11 protein-coding genes, 1 tRNA gene and 2 rRNA genes (1 of these 14 running past the window's edge) are annotated in these 17827 nt (G+C 59.7%); 13 read left to right on the top strand and 1 reads right to left on the bottom strand.

Annotated features, from left to right (window positions below; all coding sequences use genetic code 11):
- Positions 1–260: 260 nt before the first annotated feature.
- Complete coding sequence (locus DWY51_RS02865; RefSeq protein ID WP_117758809.1) at positions 261–938, top strand: copper homeostasis protein CutC; 678 nt, start codon at positions 261–263, stop codon at positions 936–938.
- A 3-nt stretch (positions 939–941) separates the two neighbouring features.
- The gene (locus tag DWY51_RS02860; protein ID WP_117758810.1) at positions 942–1739 is read left to right on the top strand and encodes a DUF4931 domain-containing protein; all 798 of its coding nucleotides are present in this window, start codon (positions 942–944) and stop codon (positions 1737–1739) included.
- A 30-nt stretch (positions 1740–1769) separates the two neighbouring features.
- Here DWY51_RS02860 and DWY51_RS02855 read toward each other — a convergent pair whose 3' ends face one another.
- Positions 1770–2768 carry a bile acid:sodium symporter family protein gene (locus DWY51_RS02855; protein WP_117758811.1) on the bottom strand — a complete coding sequence of 333 codons (999 nt, stop codon included), beginning with the start codon at positions 2766–2768 and terminating at the stop codon, positions 1770–1772.
- Positions 2769–3044: 276 nt separating this feature from the next.
- Here DWY51_RS02855 and recJ point away from each other — a divergent pair, with 276 nt between their 5' ends.
- The 11 genes from recJ to DWY51_RS02800 form a co-directional block, all read left to right on the top strand.
- Positions 3045–6332 carry a single-stranded-DNA-specific exonuclease RecJ gene (recJ, locus tag DWY51_RS02850; RefSeq protein ID WP_117758812.1) on the top strand — a complete coding sequence of 1096 codons (3288 nt, stop codon included), beginning with the start codon at positions 3045–3047 and terminating at the stop codon, positions 6330–6332.
- A 15-nt stretch (positions 6333–6347) separates the two neighbouring features.
- Positions 6348–8708 carry a bifunctional (p)ppGpp synthetase/guanosine-3',5'-bis(diphosphate) 3'-pyrophosphohydrolase gene (locus tag DWY51_RS02845; RefSeq protein ID WP_117769793.1) on the top strand — a complete coding sequence of 787 codons (2361 nt, stop codon included), beginning with the start codon at positions 6348–6350 and terminating at the stop codon, positions 8706–8708.
- Between the two features lie 88 nt (positions 8709–8796).
- The gene (locus DWY51_RS02840; protein WP_117758818.1) at positions 8797–9480 is read left to right on the top strand and encodes an MBL fold metallo-hydrolase; all 684 of its coding nucleotides are present in this window, start codon (positions 8797–8799) and stop codon (positions 9478–9480) included.
- Between the two features lie 194 nt (positions 9481–9674).
- The gene (gene fba, locus DWY51_RS02835) at positions 9675–10541 is read left to right on the top strand and encodes a class II fructose-1,6-bisphosphate aldolase (protein WP_117758814.1); all 867 of its coding nucleotides are present in this window, start codon (positions 9675–9677) and stop codon (positions 10539–10541) included.
- A gap of 352 nt (positions 10542–10893) precedes the next feature.
- Positions 10894–12327: a transglutaminase-like domain-containing protein gene (locus DWY51_RS02830; protein ID WP_117769792.1), complete on the top strand. Its 1434-nt coding sequence runs from the start codon at positions 10894–10896 to the stop codon at positions 12325–12327.
- 39 nt (positions 12328–12366) lie between these two features.
- Positions 12367–12453, top strand: a tRNA-Leu gene (locus DWY51_RS02825).
- A gap of 431 nt (positions 12454–12884) precedes the next feature.
- On the top strand, positions 12885–13454 hold the full coding sequence (gene infC, locus DWY51_RS02820; protein ID WP_117769791.1) for a translation initiation factor IF-3: 570 nt from the start codon (positions 12885–12887) through the stop codon (positions 13452–13454).
- A 32-nt stretch (positions 13455–13486) separates the two neighbouring features.
- Positions 13487–13678 carry a 50S ribosomal protein L35 gene (gene rpmI, locus DWY51_RS02815; RefSeq protein ID WP_006234422.1) on the top strand — a complete coding sequence of 64 codons (192 nt, stop codon included), beginning with the start codon at positions 13487–13489 and terminating at the stop codon, positions 13676–13678.
- Between the two features lie 46 nt (positions 13679–13724).
- A complete protein-coding gene (gene rplT, locus DWY51_RS02810) occupies positions 13725–14084 on the top strand; it encodes a 50S ribosomal protein L20 (RefSeq protein WP_006234421.1) in 360 nt (119 codons plus the stop codon).
- A gap of 539 nt (positions 14085–14623) precedes the next feature.
- Positions 14624–16129 (top strand): 16S ribosomal RNA (locus tag DWY51_RS02805).
- 399 nt (positions 16130–16528) lie between these two features.
- A 23S ribosomal RNA gene (locus tag DWY51_RS02800) occupies positions 16529–17827 on the top strand (it continues 1773 nt past the right edge of the window).
- The 16S and 23S rRNA genes sit together here, the layout of an rRNA operon.

Below are 17827 nucleotides of genomic sequence, written 5' to 3'. Positions count from 1 at the left end.
CGACGCTGCGCGGGCACCAGAGCGACAGCTTGTCATTCAAAGAGGGCGGCATGACCAGAAGGTCTATGCCGCCCTCTTTTCATGCCAATCTGTTCGCTCTGGTGCCCGCTCGCTGTCCGTCCTCTGCCTGCGGCGTTGGAGGTAGTCGTTGGGGACGTTTTCCTTCGTCCCCACCAAATCATTTTGCTCTGTCATGCGGGTTGGTTTTTAAAGTGCGACAATGCCGTGTGGAAATAGAAATGTCATCTGGGGGTCTATCTATGGTGTACGAGTTTTGTGCCGAGAACTTTGAGCGGGTGCCGGCGGCTATCGATGCCGGTGCAAGGCGTATCGAGCTGTGCGACAACCTTGCCGTTGGTGGCACCACGCCTTCGGCCGGCGTTATCAGCGCTACGACCAACTATGTCCACGAGCACGATGCACGGGTGATGTGCATGATTCGCCCGCGTGGCGGCGACTTTCACTACGACCAGGACGAGCTGCGCATGATGGAGATGGACCTGGGCCTTGCTGTGAGCGCCGGCGTTGACGGCCTGGTCTTTGGCTGCTGCAAGCCCTGTGCCAGCGGCTGGGCGCTCGACGATCTTACGCTGGGCGCTCTCGTGATGGCTGCGGGCTGCGCGACCGAGGAGTGCAAGCGTGAGCCCATCGACATCACCTTCCACATGGCATTTGACCAGCTCTCGCCCGAGGCTCAGCTCGATGCGATTGATACGCTTGCCGACTGCGGCGTTACGCGCATCCTCACGCATGGCGGCGCTGCCGGCACGTCGATCGAGGATAATTTCGATCACCTGGCTCGTTTAATCGAGTATGCGGGCGATCGTTTGACCATCCTTCCCGGCGGCGGCATTACTACGGCAAATCGCGACGCGGTCGCGGCGGCGCTAGGCGTCTCCGAGCTCCATGGCACCAAGATCGTGCCGCTGGAGGTATAACCCGTGGCGCTGGTATTTGACGTTCAGCAGGCGAGCGGCAAGCCCGACGATAATCGTCGCCTTGGCACCGCGTGCCCTTTTTGCGACACGGAGGGGCTCGCCAACATCATCCAGCGCGATGGTGACTGCATCTGGCTCGAGAATAAGTTCAAGACCTTGCGGGCCACCCGTCAGACCGTATTGATCGAGTCGGCCAATCACGACGCCGACCTGGTGACCTATGAACCGGATGAGCTGCATCATGTGATGCGGTTTGCCCTGGGCTGCTGGCAGCAGATGATCGATTCCCAACAGTACCGCAGTGTGCTCATGTACAAGAACAAAGGCCCGCTTTCGGGCGGCAGCCTCGTCCATCCACACATGCAGATTGTGGGCTTGGAACAGGAGGACGGCTATGCGGCGCTGACCTCAGCCAACTTTGAAGGCATCGATGTTTGGCGACACGGGAGGGTCGCGGTCAACATCTCAACCGAGCCGATCATGGGATTCTTTGAGGTCAACGTCTCGGCTCCACAGGGAATCGCCGCCAGCGACGACGCCCGCGACCAAGCCGAAGCGGGCCTGTTTGCCGATGCGATCCAGGTAGCTCTGTGCTATATCCTGCACGAGCACCACGGCGGTCGTGCGGAGTCGTACAACTTGTTCTTCTACCACATGGACGGCCGGACCATTGCCAAGGCGCTGCCACGTTGGGTGGTTTCGCCCTACTTTGTGGGCTATCGTTTGGCCCAGGTCAATGCCGAGACAACGCTCGATGTCGATGCCGAGCGCCTACGCGCGCATCTGGAAACGCTCGCGTAGCAAGGCGAGTGCCTGCGAAAAGCGTGCTGCCTAGCTTGCCATCGCGTCGCGGCCGGCCTTGACCCGCTTGCGCTGTTTGGCGCGCTCCTCGCCGGTCAGGCGCTCAAAGAGATGTCCGATAATCGAGGCCAGCACCTGTTGAAACAGCGTACCGCACATGACGGGGAATACGACCTCGCCGGGAAAGTACTGTGTGGCGATGACGGCGCCCGAAGAGATGTTACGCATGCCGCAGGTAAAGCACATGGTGGTCGTCTCGCTATACGGCAGATGCAGGGCACGTGCGACCAGGATGCCGATGATAAAGCCACTGATGGCGAACGAAAGGATAAAGAGGGCGACTTCCAGGCGCACCGCGTTCATGTGCAGCACGTACTCGCTCATGGCGGTGGAGTTGGACGCGATGACCCCCATCATCATGAACTTGCAGGCGGGCGAGAGCGCGGGGGAGAGTTTCTCATGACCCCAGCCGCGCGTGAGTTCATTGATCACGATGCCGAGCACGGCGGGGATGGCGATCATAAAGGCCATGTCCTGCATCATGCTCGGCACATCGATCGAGACGGTGGCGCCCAGCAAGAGCTTGAGCGTAAGAGGAATCGTCACAGGTGAGATGACCGAGGACGTCAGGATGATGGTGAGCGCGAGCGGGCCGTTGCCGCCGAACATGCTAATCCACATAAAGGCAGTGACTGCCACAGGTACGCTGTACTCGAGCACGATACCGCAGACAAGGTTGGGATTGGAGCCAAAGAATAACGATCCCATGGCATAGGCTGCGATAGGGATAAGCACCGCCGAGACGAGCAACGCCAAGACCAGGTGCAGCGGACGGCGGAACACCTCGGTTACCTGGTGGAAGGTGTTGCTGAGCGCACCCTGAAACGTCATAAAGGCAAACAGGGCGGGAACGATAGGCTTGAGTACGCCAATCTGCTGGGGAAAGAGCACACCGAGCGCCACGCAAATCGGAACGATGACCTGCATGTATCCCGCGAGAAATTTGCCCAGTCCAACCCATTGCTTCATATGCGCTTGCGACTCCCTTTGCTCGTGAATCCGTTTTGAATGGATATGCTAGACGCTCGCATGCGTCCGTGCGTCAGAAACGCTCGAATATTTCGAGGCTATTACCGGCATCGTTTACCGAAACCGCGGCGTGCTGCGGCGATTTGCGTCCGTGCTGCACGGTATAATAAATCCGTTCAACAGATCTGCCTGCCGAAGCGGGCATACACAGAGGACTCATCGCTATGAACCGTGAGAGGTATCGCGGCGACCTGCCCCTATCGGGGGTGGGCGCCTATGTCATCGCTTAAGACGACGCATCGCTGGGCGGTCGCTCAGCAAAACCCCGAGCTCGAAAAGGAGCTTTCGGTTGGCCTGGGCATTCCCGGGCTGGTGGCGCGCATTATGGTTGCGCACGGCATTACATCCATCGAGGAAGGCCAGCTGTTTTTGACGCCTTCGCTCGATCGCGACTGGGCCGACCCACTCATTATCCCAGGCATGTCGGTCGTTGCCGACCGCGTCGAGCATGCTATTCGCAACCACGAGCATATCGCGGTCTTTGGCGATTTTGACGTTGACGGTATTACGTCGACCTGCCTGTTGACCGAGGCGCTGCGCACGTTTGGCGCCGATGTTACGCCGTTTATTCCACATCGCTTTGACGAGGGCTACGGTCTTTCGCGCGCGGCGCTCGACCGCGTTAACGAGCTCGCTCGTCCCCAGCTGATCGTGACCGTCGATAACGGCATTGCCGCCAAAGAAGAGGTTTCCTATCTGGAGAGCCTGGGGATCGATTTGGTGGTCACGGACCATCACGAGCCCTCCGATCAGGTGCCGCAGGGCGTGCCCCTGACCGACCCTAAACTCGAGGATAAGGGCCCCTCGCGTGAACTTGCCGGTGCCGGTGTGGCGCTCAAGCTGGTGCAGGTTTTGGGCGAGCGTCTGGGCAAGCCGTCGTATTGGCGTTCGCTGATTGAGGTCGCGGCACTGGGTACCGTGTCCGACATGATGCCGCTCACGCCCGAGAATCGCGCACTGGTCGCCGAGGGCATCCAGCAGATGCGCGTGACGGCTCGTCCCGGTTACATCGCGCTTGCAGCGCTCGCCAAGGCCGATCTGGCTACCATTACGGCGGACGGTCTATCGTTCTCGCTCATTCCCCGCTTAAACGCCGCCGGCCGCATGGCCGATCCCAAGCTGGCGCTCGACCTGCTGCTTGCCCGCGATCCTATCGAAGCAAGTGCACTGGCGGCCGAGCTCGAGGAGATCAACCGTCAGCGTCGCGAGATTGAGGCGGAGCTCACGCGTGATGCCATGGCAAAGGTCGAGGAGACCTATGATGGCGGTCGCGCAATCGTCGTGGGTGGCGAGGGCTGGCACGAGGGCGTTAAAGGCATCGTGGCGAGCCGCCTTACCAACCGATATCACGTGCCGGCGTTGCTCTTCTCTATCGAGGACGGTATAGCACGTGGCTCGGGCCGCTCGGTGGGCAAGGTCAACCTGTTCGAAGCCGTCGAGCGCTGTTCCGACCTGCTGATTCGCCGCGGCGGGCATGCCGGTGCGGTGGGCGTGACCATCGAGGCGTCCAAGCTCGACGAGTTCCGTCGTCGCCTTTCCGCCGTGTTGTCCGAGCTTCCCGCCGAGGACTTTGAGGACACCGATGAGGTTGCCGCCACGGTCGACCTTTCCGAATTGAATATCGAGACCATCGAGCAGATTTCTCGCCTTGAGCCGTTTGGCCAGGGTAATAAGGTGCCGCTGTTGGCTGCCGAGGGCGTGACGATGTGCGATCGCGCCGTGGTGGGCAAGACCGGCGAGCATATGCGCTTCGTGGCGACGGATGGCGCCACGAGTGTGCCGGCCATCATGTTTCGTGTGCCGCAGATCGATAGGCTTATCAATTGCGATAGCGCCGTCGATTTGGTGTTCGAGGCCGTGGCCGAGCATTGGCAGGGACGTGTGAAGCCCAAGCTCATGATCAAAGATGTCTTGGTGCGCGATACCACGGCACCCAATATCGACGATCCGGCATGTGAGCTTCGCCGCGGCGTACAACCGGCGGATTCTGGCCTGCGCCTGGAGTCGCGTAAACGCGAGACGCTTGCCCAACTTTCCTATACCGAGCTCACGCGCTCGCTCATTCACAGCTTTATCGGATCGAACCAGCCGCACCGCGCGCAGGTCGAGGCGCTCGATGCCCTGGCCGATCACCAAAGTGTTCTGGCCGTTATGGGAACGGGGCGCGGCAAGTCTCTTATCTTCCATGTGCATGCCGCGCGCGAGGCGGTTCTTCGCGGGCGTGCGAGTATCTTTGTCTATCCGCTGCGCGCGCTCGTTGCCGACCAGGCCTATCACCTTTCCTCGACGATGGCCGCGCTCGGCATTGGCGTTGGCGTGCTGACCGGCGAGACCGTGGAGGCGGCGCGCGATGACGTGTTTGCCGGCCTGGCTTCGGGCCGCACCGGCATCGTGCTCACGACGCCCGAGTTTCTGTCCATTCACCGCGATCGCTTTGCGCGTTCGGGGCGCATCGGTTTTGTCGTTATCGATGAGGCGCATCATGCCGGTCTTGCCAAGGGCGGCGACCGGAGCGCATACCTCGACATGCCCGATATCCTCAAAGCCCTGGGCGACCCCGTTGTCATGGCGGCAACGGCTACCGCGACGGCCCCGGTCGTGGCGGAGCTTGCTCGTGTATTGCCGATTACCAGGACGGTGGTCGACGAGACCGTTCGCGAGAACCTGCAACTCGAGGACGACCGTGACCTTGCGAGCCGCGAAAATCGCCTGGTGTCGATCGTGGCGACGGGGGAGAAGACCGTTATCTACGTGAACTCGCGCGACCAGTCCGTGGCGCTTGCCAAGACGTTGCGCAAACGCGTTCCCGACTGTGCGACCCATATCGCGTTCTATAACGCCGGGCTTGCGCGCTCCGATCGCCGCCGTGTTGAGGAAGCCTTTAGAGACGGAAGTCTCAGCTGCATCGTTTCAACTTCGGCCTTCGGTGAGGGCGTCAACCTGCCCGATATCCGTCATGTCGTGCTCTACCACATGCCGTTTGGCGCCATCGAGTTCAACCAGATGAGCGGACGTGCCGGCCGCGATGGCCAGCCCGCCGTGATCCATCTGCTCTATTCGTCGCGCGACGCCCGCATTAACGAGCGCCTGCTCGACTGCTATGCGCCCGAGCGCGACGAGCTCGTCACGCTCTATCGCGCGCTGCAGACCATGTGGCGCTCCAACCGCGGCAAAACCGGGGACGATTCCTTTAGTGCGAGCGATATCGACATCGCGCAGATGTGCCTTGCCATCGATGCTCGCACGCCGGTCGACGAGCGTTCGGTGGAAAGCGGCCTGGGAATCTTCGAAGAGCTTGGTTTCTGTCGAGTTTCGGGGTTTGACGACACTCGTCGCATCGCGATGGCCGAAAACCCCGGCCGCGTGCAATTGAGCAGGTCAATTCGCTATTTGGAGGGCTTGCGCTCGCGCATGGAGTTTTCGGCTTTCCGGAGCTGGGCGCTCGATTCGTGCGCTTCTGATATGCTAGCCAAAGTTAACCGCCCGATCGTACCGCGGGCCTAGGGGAAGGGGACCTCGATGGATGCCGCAGCCCGTACCGCCCATGATTCCACCCTCCAGCCGTTTTCGGAGATGGAGCACTATAAGCATGCCGATGAGCTGCCGCCCGAGATTATGGCGGACAGCTACGACAAGCTGGAGCGCCTGTGCCTCAAATATATGAATGAGGACGACTTTTCTAAGGTTGAGCAGGCCTACTGCTTTGCCGCCGAGAAGCACTGCAACCAAAAGCGCCGCTCGGGCGAGATGTACATTAACCATCCCGTCGAGGTTGCCATCATTTTGGCCGATCTCAAGATGGACTGCGATGTGGTGTGCGCCGCGCTGCTGCACGATACTGTCGAGGATACCGAGACCTCGCTTGCCGATGTTTCCGGCCTGTTTGGCGATACGGTGGCCGAGCTCGTCGATGGCGTGACCAAGCTCACCAACATCGAAGTCGACAGCATGGACGAGAAGCAGGCGCTCACGCTGCGCAAGATGTTCCTCGCCATGTCCAAGGACATCCGCGTCATCATCGTTAAACTTGCCGATCGTCTGCACAACATGCGAACGCTGGCAGCCCTGCGCGAGGATCGTCGCCTGTTTAAGGCTCGCGAGACCATGGACGTGTACGCGCCCTTGGCCGACCGCCTGGGCATGAGCTCTATTAAGTGGGAGCTCGAGGACCTGTCCTTCTTCTACCTGGAGCCCGATGCCTACCAGCGCATCGCGCGTATGGTAGCTGAGTCGCGCGAGGTCCGCGAACGCTACCTTGCCGAGACCATCAAGACGCTTACCGATGAGCTCAACCGCATTGGTCTGGAGGACTTCCAGATCAACGGCCGCTCCAAGCACTATTGGTCCATCTACCAAAAGATGAAGCGCAAGGGCAAGGAGTTCTCCGAGATCTACGACCTGGTGGCGCTGCGTGTAATTACCCATTCGGTGCGCGATTGCTACTCCACGCTCGGTGCGGTGCATACGCTGTGGCACCCCATGCCTGGTCGCTTTAAAGACTATATCGCCATGCCTAAGGTCAATAACTACCAGTCGCTCCACACGACGGTCATCGGCCCTACGGCTCGTCCGCTCGAGATTCAGATTCGAACCTACGAGATGCATGAGCAGGCCGAGTACGGCATTGCCGCCCACTGGCTATATAAGAAGTCGGGCGGATCGTCTGCTTCCAAGACCAATGACGCTCAACGTTTGGACGACCAGATCAACTGGCTCAAGCATTCGCTCGATTGGGCGGCTTCCGACGAGATCACCGATGCCAAGGAATACCTGCACTCGCTGAAGGTCGATCTGTTCGATCAGGAGATCTTTGTCTTCACGCCCAAAGGCGAGGTCATGGCGCTTCGTGCCGGCTCCACGCCGCTCGACTTTGCCTATGCCGTTCACACCGAGGTGGGAAACCACTGCGTCGGCGCCAAAATCAACGGTGCGGTGGCTCCGCTCACGCACGAGATCAAGACGGGCGACCGCGTTGAAATCCTGACTAACAAGAGTTCCAAGCCGTCGCGCGATTGGCTCAAGATCGTTAAGACACCTTCCGCCAAGTCAAAGATCCGCCGCTATTTTGCCGCCGCGACCAAGGACGACGACGCTGCCGCCGGTCGCGATATGCTGGCCAAGGACCTGCGTAAGCGTGGCTATGGCATTTCTACGCCGCGTTCGACGCGTGCACTCAACGCCGTGGCGGAGCAGTTTAACTTCAAGCAGCTCGAGGACCTGTTTGCCGCCGTCGGCGCCGGCAAGGTTGCCCCGCGCGCTGTGGGCAATAAGGTCGAGCAAATCTTGGACCCCAAGCCCGAGGAACAGCTCACCAAGGCCGAGGCTATCGCCGAGGTCGTGAAGCAGCCCGCTCGCGGCTCCAACCGCAAGCCGCAAAAGCGCGGCAAGAGCGCCAGTAACGGCATTATCGTCAAGGGCGAGAGCAACAGCGGCCTGCTGGTCCGTCTGGCTCATTGCTGCAACCCCGTGACGGGCGACGACATCGTCGGCTTCATCACGCGCGGTCGCGGCGTTTCGGTGCATCGCGCCAACTGCCCTAACGTCAAGGGTCTCATGGAACATCCCGAGCGCATGATCGATGTGGAGTGGGACGGCGCTGCCGACACCCTCTTCCAGGTCGAGATCGTGGTCGAGTGCCTGGACCGCATGGGCCTGCTCAAGGATGTCACCATTGCCATTGGCGATGCGGGCGGTAATATCCTTTCTGCCGCCACGTCGACCAACCGCGAGGGTATTGCAACCCTGCGCTTTATGGTCGAGATCTCGGACGCGAGCGGTCTGGATCCGCTGCTGGCTTCCATCAGCAGTGTCGATTCGGTCTACGACGCTCGCCGTCTTATGCCCGGCGAAGGCGGAGCTCAGCTCAAGCGCCGTGTGTAGGTGCGAGAGCCTCTCAGCATCATAGATATTGGTTACGTTCGAGGCATCGTTTGGTGCCTCGAACGTATTTTAGAAGGAGGGTATGCGCATGGGCGATATGACTTTGGACCTGACACCCCGAGGTGCAGCTTCGATTGAGGCACTCGTCAACGGCCCGATTCAGACCAACAGTTACGCCGTGATTTCGAATGACGAGTGCTTAATCGTCGATCCGGCGTGGGAGGGCGAGCGTCTTGTGGAGCATATCCGCACCGCGCATCCCGAAGTTCGCGTACTCGGCTCTGTCTGCACGCACGGTCATGCCGACCATGTTGGCGGGGTCGCCGGGGTTCGAGCTGTCGTTGGCGACAGCGCACTATATGAGTTGTGCGCTAAGGACGTGACGGTGCCTCGCGCAAATATCGAGGAGCAGCGCGCCATGTGGGGTATTGAGACGCCCGATCCGGGCGAGCCGACGCGGCTGCTTGCCGAGGGCGATACGATTGAATTGGGCGATATCTGCCTGCAGGTGATCGAGACGCCGGGGCATACGCCGGGCGGCATCGTCCTGTTCGCCGCGACCGAGCAGGGGAACATCGCCTTTGTGGGCGACACGCTTTTCCCGGGCAGCCACGGTCGTACCGATCTTTCTGGCGGTGACGAGGCGGCGATTATGCGCTCGCTCTCCAAACTTGCCAAGACGCTTCCGCCCGATACCGTTTGCTTGACGGGCCATGGCGATTCGACCACGATGGCGCGCGAACTTATGCAGAATCCGTTTATGCAGATGTAGGCTCGAAGCCGTCTTTCGAATCACGAAGACCGCTCAATCGTCAAGCTATTTTCCCCAGTGGGTCGATTCTGTGGGGCAAACGGTCAAAATTTGTCCAATCGGATGGTATTCGTGAACAAACGAACGTTTATGCTCGGGTATGTCGTGGTAAAATCTCAGGCGTTATCGGAGCAACCTTACAGGAGGTTTCTTTTATGCTCGTCAACGCAGCAGACATGCTCAAGAAGGCCGAGGCCGGCAAGTACGCTCTCGGTGCCTTCAACACCAACAACCTCGAGTGGACCCTGGCTATTCTCCAGGCCGCCGAGGAGGCCAAGTCTCCGCTGATCCTTCAGTGCACCGCTGGTGCCGCTAAGTGGATGGGCGGTTTCAAGGTCTGCGCCGACATGGTCAAGGCTGCCGTCGAGGCCACGGGCGTTACCGTTCCCGTCGCCCTTCACCTCGATCACGGTTCTTACGAGGACTGCTTCAAGTGCATCGAGGCCGGCTTCACGTCCATCATGTATGACGGCTCTCACGAGGAGACCTTCCAGCTTAACCTCGACCGCACCAAGGAGCTCGTTGAGCTTGCCCACTCCAAGGGCATGTCCATCGAGGCCGAGGTCGGCGGCATCGGCGGCACCGAGGACGGCGTGACCTCCAGCGGCGAGCTCGCTGATCCTGCTGAGTGCAAGCAGATTGCTGACCTGGGCGTCGACTTCCTCGCCTGCGGTATCGGCAACATCCACGGCGTGTACCCTGCCGACTGGGCTGGCCTTTCCTTCGAGCGCCTGGGTGAGATTAAGGCTCAGACCGGCGACCTGCCCCTCGTCCTGCACGGTGGCACCGGCATCCCCGAGGATCAGATCAAGAAGGCCATCTCCCTGGGTATCTCCAAGATCAACGTCAACACCGATCTGCAGCTCGTCTTCGCCAAGGGCGTTCGCGAGTATATCGAGGCTGGCAAGGATCAGCAGGGCAAGGGCTTTGACCCCCGCAAGCTCCTCAAGCCTGGTCGCGAGAACATCGTTGCCCGCACCAAGGAGCTCATGGAGGAGTTTGGCTCCGTCAACAAGGCGTAAGCGTCGCTAAACTTCCCGCCGGAAGCCCCGTCTCCCTACACTGTTTCCTTTGCGCTCACCTGGCTTCGCCAGAAGTCGCGCCAAGGAAACAGTTCCGGGGGACGGGGCTTCCTTCGTTTAACGCCGCAGGGTTACGAGTCTGAATTAAGGTGGCTACTGGCTTCGCTAGAAGTCGCGCGACGGAATCAACTCCGGGGAAACGGGGCCTCCTTCGTTAACTCGCTACAGGGTTACTGGGCTGAATTCATTTTTTCTAGGTACCGTTTATCGGTGTTGAGGGTTCCTTTATTGGGGCTTTCTTTTTTATCTCGCTACAATGGGCTTCAAGAGTTCTAATGACTTGGAGTTTGGTATGGCTGTTATTAATGTGCTGCCTTCGGATGGGAAGGTCATTGACGAGGGTCCTGTTGGTTGCTCTGTTGATGTTTGCTGTGATGATTTCCGTCATCTCGATATTGGACTGCCGCCCGAGATTCTTCGTCTCAAGGATGCCGGATATTTGACGCAGGCTGTTGCGGCTTGTGATCGTCTTTTGGGGCAGAATCCCGATCCCTCGCTTGCTGCCTGCGTTCGTGCCGAGCGGTATCGCATGCTTGAGACGCCGCTTCATTTTTCGGTGTCGCGCGATCGGGCTATTGCGATGATTCGCGAGGAGTGGCCTGAGTTTACCGAGGAGCAGTTTGACGATCTGATTGACCGTAAGCGTATTGACTGGCGCTTTATCGATGGCGAGCTGTTCGTTCTCGACAACTTCCTCGATTCGCTTCGCGTATATCCCAAAGAGGTCCCCGGCATGCGTCCCGATCCTACGGACGGAATTGCACTGCGCAACGAGATGCTCAAGGAGATGGAGTCACAAAACGGATTGACTCGCGTTATTACGCTTAAGGCGTCCTTGTCTGTCCCCGGCGCTCTAGAGGGGGAGACCGTTCGCGCTTGGCTTCCCGTAGCCGCCACCTGCCGCCAACAGTCTCAGGTCGAGATTCTCGACATGACGCCGGAGGGTGCTGTTGCTCCCGCGAACGCTTCGGCGCGTACCGCCTCGTGGTCTTCTTCGAGTGAGCGCTCATTCTCGGTGACTTATCGTTATCACATCGATGCTGCTTATTGTGATGTCTACGGTGGCGCACTTCCGGTTCATCCGCGTATGGACGCGCCTCTGCCCGAGGATATTTCCGAGGATCGTCCGCACATTGCATTCACGCCGTATCTGCAGCAGCTGACGGCCGGTGTTGTTGACGGACTCGAGGATCCGCTCGATCGCGCCCGTGCTATCTATGATTACCTGACGCAGTATATCGACTATCGCTATCAGCCGCCGTACTTGCTTTTGGGATCTATTGCCGATGACTGCGCGCATTCGCTCCGCGGCGATTGCGGCGTTATGGCGCTCACGTTTATCACCATGTGCCGTATCGCGGGCGTGCCTGCCCGTTGGCAGAGCGGCCTCTACGTTGCGCCCGATTCGGTGGGGTCGCACGACTGGGCAGAGTTCTATACGCCGCAGACCGGTTGGCTCAACGCCGACGTGTCATTTGGATCTTCTGCTCGCAGGATGGGGGAGGAGTGGCGCCGCCGTCACTACTTTGGCAATCTCGACCCATGGCGTATGGTGGCCAACAATCGATTCCAGGCAGAGTTTGAGCCCTCTTTCGACGGCATGCGCGAGGACCCTTACGATAACCAGATGGGTGAGGCTTCGGTCGACGGTCGCGGATGCCGTCAGCGCGAGATGCTACGCACGGTCGAACTCATCGAAATGCTCGAAGTTCCATTTTCGGACTAATCGGTAGAAAGCTGTGATAAACTAACTCACGCATTACGTGCCCGAGTGGCGGAATTGGCAGACGCAGTGGACTCAAAATCCACCGTTGGCAACAACGTGCGAGTTCGAGTCTCGCCTCGGGCACCATACATGCAAGTGAGCGTTCAAGGGGGTTGCGGCCCCCCTTTTCGTGCCGAACTCGCGTGAGCGCGCGAAGCGTTAAGCAAACAGGCCTGCGGCCTGTTTGTAGCGGAGCGTGGCGAGGGCGCCGCGCGTCCGAAGCCCGGGGCTTCGCGAAGCGAAGGCCCTTCGAGTCTCGCCTCGGGCACCATACATGCAAGCGAGCGTTCAAGGGGGTCAAGGCCTCTTTTTCGTGTACGTAATGTGATAACGCGCTGTACGTGTTATTATTCGCAAGGCGTTGTTCCCGCAATGCCCTAAAGAGGAACCCGAGGGTTCCCACCTTTTGGCGCCAATGAGCAGCTGACTGGTCATACAACTTAGATTCCCTTCCTCAAATCGAGGATGTCTATGTGTACGACCTGGTTGCTGAGAAGCGCCGGGTTATTTTTTTATGAATGGAGGTAGGGAAAATAGCTAAGTCTGATGACACCCGCATCAACGACGAGATTACTGCATCTTCGTGCCGTTTGATTGGCGTCGATGGCTCTCAGCTCGGCCTGTTCGCCATCCGCGATGCCCAGCGCGTCGCCGACGATCAGGGTCTCGACCTGGTCGAGATCGCTCCCGACGCGGAGCCGCCGGTCTGCAAGGTCATGGACTACGGTAAGTTCAAGTACCAGCAGGCCATGAAGGCCAAGGCTGCTCGTAAGAACCAGTCCAAGGTCGAGGTCAAGGAAATGAAGTTCCGACCCAAGATCGACGTTGGCGACTACGAGACCAAGAAGGGCCACGTTCTGCGTTTCCTCAAGAAGGGCGCACGCGTTAAGATCACCATCATGTTCCGCGGCCGTGAGATGGCTCACCCGGAGCAGGGCCTTAACGTTCTCGAGCGTCTCGCCGAGGATCTCAAGCCTTACGCTACGGTCGAGTCCAAGCCTAAGATGGAAGGCCGTAACATGCTTATGCTGCTCGCCCCGATTAAGGGCGCCTTCGATGAGGATAAAGCGGCAAGCGATACCAAGTAACTAGTGTTCTGTAACCGATTAAGGAGTATTTCATGCCTAAGATGAAGTCCCACAGCGGCACCAAGAAGCGTTTCCGCAAGACTGGTACCGGCAAGCTTATGCGCGCCAAGGCTTTCAAGAGCCACATCCTGAGCAAGAAGTCCACCAAGCGTAAGCGTGGCTTCCGTCAGGAGACCGAGATCGCCGCTGCCGACCGCAAGGTCATCAAGTCGCGTCTCGCCTAAGTTCGCGTTCCCGTTTTTCGTTTTACCGTCTAGGAGTTGATAGAACATGGCACGTATTAAGCGCGCTGTTGCCGCCAAGAAGAAGCGCCGTACCGTTATGCACCGTGCGAAGGGTTACTACGGTGCCGCTTCGCGTACTTACAAGCATGCTAAAGAGCAGGTCCAGCACTCTCTGCAGTATCAGTATCGTGATCGCCGCAACAAGAAGCGCGAGATCCGTTCTCTCTGGATCACTCGTATTAACGCTGCTGCTCGTCTGAACGACATCTCTTACTCTCAGTTCATGCACGGCCTGAAGGTTGCCGGCATCGAGCTCGACCGCAAGGTCCTGGCTCAGATGGCTTACGAGGACATCGAGTCCTTCAACGAGCTGGCCACCATCGCCAAGAAGGCTCTCGAGGCCTAATAGATTCTCTTGAATCGCTAGGGGAGTGTCGCGTTGTGCGCGGCGCTCCCTCTTTTTATCTGAAGCGCGGTTTACATTGCTAAAAGCGCGGGTAGATAAACACTTACAGGTGACCGATCTCTATATATTCCTGAATCAAAGGGTCATCATCTGATACGTGCAGTATTTCCGCACCAGCCTTTCTATGACTTATATAGGAAGCAATATATTGTGTAGGACTTGTGAAGAGTGGAATTGTCGTCCCATAGGGCTTCGCGGTCTGGCAATATATCTCCTTGCCGCGCGGCCTGGTGCAACCGGATCGGCCGCAAAGCGTGCACCTTGAGAACCGGATACTGCGAGGATGGACACTCACTTCAGTGTCGCATCCGGGCAGACATCGAACCATTTGAAATGGTCTAACTTGGATTTGTTTTTCGCAAGGCCGCCGAGAGGCGGCCCCGAGAAATTCCTTTTCCTATACTAAAACCATATGAATCGAACGGAACCGATCAGCGATGAACTGAGAGGACCGGACGGGCTCGAAGCCCAGAATATTTTGGACGGAGAGTTCGATCCTGGCTCAGGATGAACGCTGGCGGCGCGCCTAACACATGCAAGTCGAACGGCACCCCTCTCCGGAGGGAAGCGAGTGGCGAACGGCTGAGTAACACGTGGAGAACCTGCCCCCTCCCCCGGGATAGCCGCCCGAAAGGACGGGTAATACCGGATACCCCGGGGTGCCGCATGGCACCCCGGCTAAAGCCCCGACGGGAGGGGATGGCTCCGCGGCCCATCAGGTAGACGGCGGGGTGACGGCCCACCGTGCCGACAACGGGTAGCCGGGTTGAGAGACCGACCGGCCAGATTGGGACTGAGACACGGCCCAGACTCCTACGGGAGGCAGCAGTGGGGAATCTTGCGCAATGGGGGGAACCCTGACGCAGCGACGCCGCGTGCGGGACGGAGGCCTTCGGGTCGTAAACCGCTTTCAGCAGGGAAGAGTCAAGACTGTACCTGCAGAAGAAGCCCCGGCTAACTACGTGCCAGCAGCCGCGGTAATACGTAGGGGGCGAGCGTTATCCGGATTCATTGGGCGTAAAGCGCGCGTAGGCGGCCCGGCAGGCCGGGGGTCGAAGCGGGGGGCTCAACCCCCCGAAGCCCCCGGAACCTCCGCGGCTTGGGTCCGGTAGGGGAGGGTGGAACACCCGGTGTAGCGGTGGAATGCGCAGATATCGGGTGGAACACCGGTGGCGAAGGCGGCCCTCTGGGCCGAGACCGACGCTGAGGCGCGAAAGCTGGGGGAGCGAACAGGATTAGATACCCTGGTAGTCCCAGCCGTAAACGATGGACGCTAGGTGTGGGGGGACGATCCCCCCGTGCCGCAGCCAACGCATTAAGCGTCCCGCCTGGGGAGTACGGCCGCAAGGCTAAAACTCAAAGGAATTGACGGGGGCCCGCACAAGCAGCGGAGCATGTGGCTTAATTCGAAGCAACGCGAAGAACCTTACCAGGGCTTGACATATGGGTGAAGCGGGGGAGACCCCGTGGCCGAGAGGAGCCCATACAGGTGGTGCATGGCTGTCGTCAGCTCGTGTCGTGAGATGTTGGGTTAAGTCCCGCAACGAGCGCAACCCCCGCCGCGTGTTGCCATCGGGTGATGCCGGGAACCCACGCGGGACCGCCGCCGTCAAGGCGGAGGAGGGCGGGGACGACGTCAAGTCATCATGCCCCTTATGCCCTGGGCTGCACACGTGCTACAATGGCCGGTACAGAGGGATGCCACCCCGCGAGGGGGAGCGGATCCCGGAAAGCCGGCCCCAGTTCGGATTGGGGGCTGCAACCCGCCCCCATGAAGTCGGAGTTGCTAGTAATCGCGGATCAGCATGCCGCGGTGAATGCGTTCCCGGGCCTTGTACACACCGCCCGTCACACCACCCGAGTCGTCTGCACCCGAAGTCGCCGGCCCAACCGAGAGGGGGGAGGCGCCGAAGGTGTGGAGGGTGAGGGGGGTGAAGTCGTAACAAGGTAGCCGTACCGGAAGGTGCGGCTGGATCACCTCCTTTCTAGGGAGATACTTCTTCTAGAGAGAAAACACTTTAACTCGAATGGAGGGCAGGAGCCCGTCCGGTGGATGTCGCCCGCGATGAAGTCCCCGCAGCACCCGGTCCCCGGGGTCGCACCCGCGTACCTTGAGAGCCGCATAGCGATAGGAGAGAGATGGAAGACTTGTTTCTTCCAGACTCGATTCTTTTCTGCGATTAAATCAAGAATGATAGCAATCATTCATCCGATCCAAACAAGAAGAATTCACTTATAAATGAGTGAGGAGCATCTGATCGCGAGCACAGTGAAGACACTGTGCCGCGGTATGAGATACCCGAATTGCGACATACGAGCGCTATTCATGATATCGATTAATTAATTTTAGCGACACGTGGATATCCCGCGGGCCCGATGCGGTCCCGCAAGATACCACGGGCGCACGGCGGATGCCTTGGCACAGGGAGCCGATGAAGGACGCGGCAAGCTGCGATAATCCCCGGCGAGGAGCACACATCCTTCGACCCGGGGGTCTCCGAATGGGCGAACCCATCCACAGCAGTGTGGATATCCCGACCCCGAACACATAGGGGCCGGGAGGACAACCCGGGGAACTGAAACATCTAAGTACCCGGAGGAGAGGAAATCAATCTCGAGACTCCCCGAGTAGCGGCGAGCGAAAGGGGACCGATGGCCAAACCGTCGAGCGGGCATACCCGGCAGGGGTTCCGCCGACGGGGTTGCAGGGCCGCGCATCCGGGGGCTGCCGCCCCCGGGCGCAGGTCCGGCTGGGGAGCGGAACGGCATGGGAGGGCCGGCCGCAGCGGGTGACAGCCCCGTACGCGAACCCAGACCGGACGGCGCGACGCGGTCCCTGAGTAGGGCCGGGCACGTGAAACCCGGTCCGAACCTGGGTGGACCACCATCCAAGCCTGAGTACTACCCTGTGACCGATAGCGCACCAGTACCGTGAGGGAAAGGTGAAAAGCACCCCGGGAGGGGAGTGAAACAGTACCTGAAACCGTGCGCCCACGAGCAGTCGGAGCACCCTTGTGGTGTGACGGCGTGCCTTTTGTAGAATGAGCCAGCGAGTCGCTGGCGCGGGGCGAGGTTAACCGAAAGGGAGCCGGAGCGAAAGCGAGCCTTAACAGGGCGACTTGAGTCCCGCGCCGCGGACGCGAAGCCGGGTGAGCTATCCGTGGGCAGGCTGAAGCGGGGGTAAGACCCCGTGGAGGGCCGAACGCACGTCGGTTGAAAACGGCGGCGATGACCTGCGGATAGGGGTGAAAGGCCAATCAAACCCGGAGATATCTCGTTCTCCCCGAAATAGCTTTAGGGCTAGCGTCGCGCGTTCACCGCCGGAGGTAGAGCACCGGATGGACGAGGGGGCTTCGCCGCCTACCGAATCCAACCGAACTCCGAATGCCGGCGGCCCAGAGCGCGGCAGTCAGAGCATGTGGGCTAAGCTGTGTGCTCGAGAGGGAAACAGCCCGGACCGCCCGCTAAGGTCCCCAAGTTCCAGCCGAGTGGCAAAGGATGTGCGTCCGCCCAGACAACCAGGATGTTGGCTTAGAAGCAGCCATGCATTCAAAGAGTGCGTAACAGCTCACTGGTCGAGTGGACATGCGCCGACAATACACGGGGCTAAGCTGGACACCGAAGCGGCGGGATTTTATTTCATAGAATCGGTAGGGGAGCTTCCCATGGGCGGGGAAGCCGCC

It is taken from the genome of Collinsella sp. AF25-2LB, from assembly GCF_003458415.1.
Lineage (GTDB): Bacteria > Actinomycetota > Coriobacteriia > Coriobacteriales > Coriobacteriaceae > Collinsella.
This window is presented reverse-complemented; position numbering and strand designations above follow the sequence as displayed.

Excerpts from the sequence above, each read along its gene's own strand:
- DWY51_RS02865 (WP_117758809.1), top strand. The coding sequence starts at position 261 with ATGGTGTACGAGTTTTGTGCCGAGAACTTTGAGCGGGTGCCGGCGGCT.
- DWY51_RS02855 (WP_117758811.1), bottom strand. The coding sequence starts at position 2,768 with ATGAAGCAATGGGTTGGACTGGGCAAATTTCTCGCGGGATACATGCAG.
- recJ (WP_117758812.1), top strand. The coding sequence starts at position 3,045 with ATGTCATCGCTTAAGACGACGCATCGCTGGGCGGTCGCTCAGCAAAAC.
- DWY51_RS02845 (WP_117769793.1), top strand. The coding sequence starts at position 6,348 with ATGGATGCCGCAGCCCGTACCGCCCATGATTCCACCCTCCAGCCGTTT.
- DWY51_RS02840 (WP_117758818.1), top strand. The coding sequence starts at position 8,797 with ATGGGCGATATGACTTTGGACCTGACACCCCGAGGTGCAGCTTCGATT.
- fba (WP_117758814.1), top strand. The coding sequence starts at position 9,675 with ATGCTCGTCAACGCAGCAGACATGCTCAAGAAGGCCGAGGCCGGCAAG.
- DWY51_RS02830 (WP_117769792.1), top strand. The coding sequence starts at position 10,894 with ATGGCTGTTATTAATGTGCTGCCTTCGGATGGGAAGGTCATTGACGAG.
- infC (WP_117769791.1), top strand. The coding sequence starts at position 12,885 with ATGGAGGTAGGGAAAATAGCTAAGTCTGATGACACCCGCATCAACGAC.
- rpmI (WP_006234422.1), top strand. The coding sequence starts at position 13,487 with ATGCCTAAGATGAAGTCCCACAGCGGCACCAAGAAGCGTTTCCGCAAG.
- rplT (WP_006234421.1), top strand. The coding sequence starts at position 13,725 with ATGGCACGTATTAAGCGCGCTGTTGCCGCCAAGAAGAAGCGCCGTACC.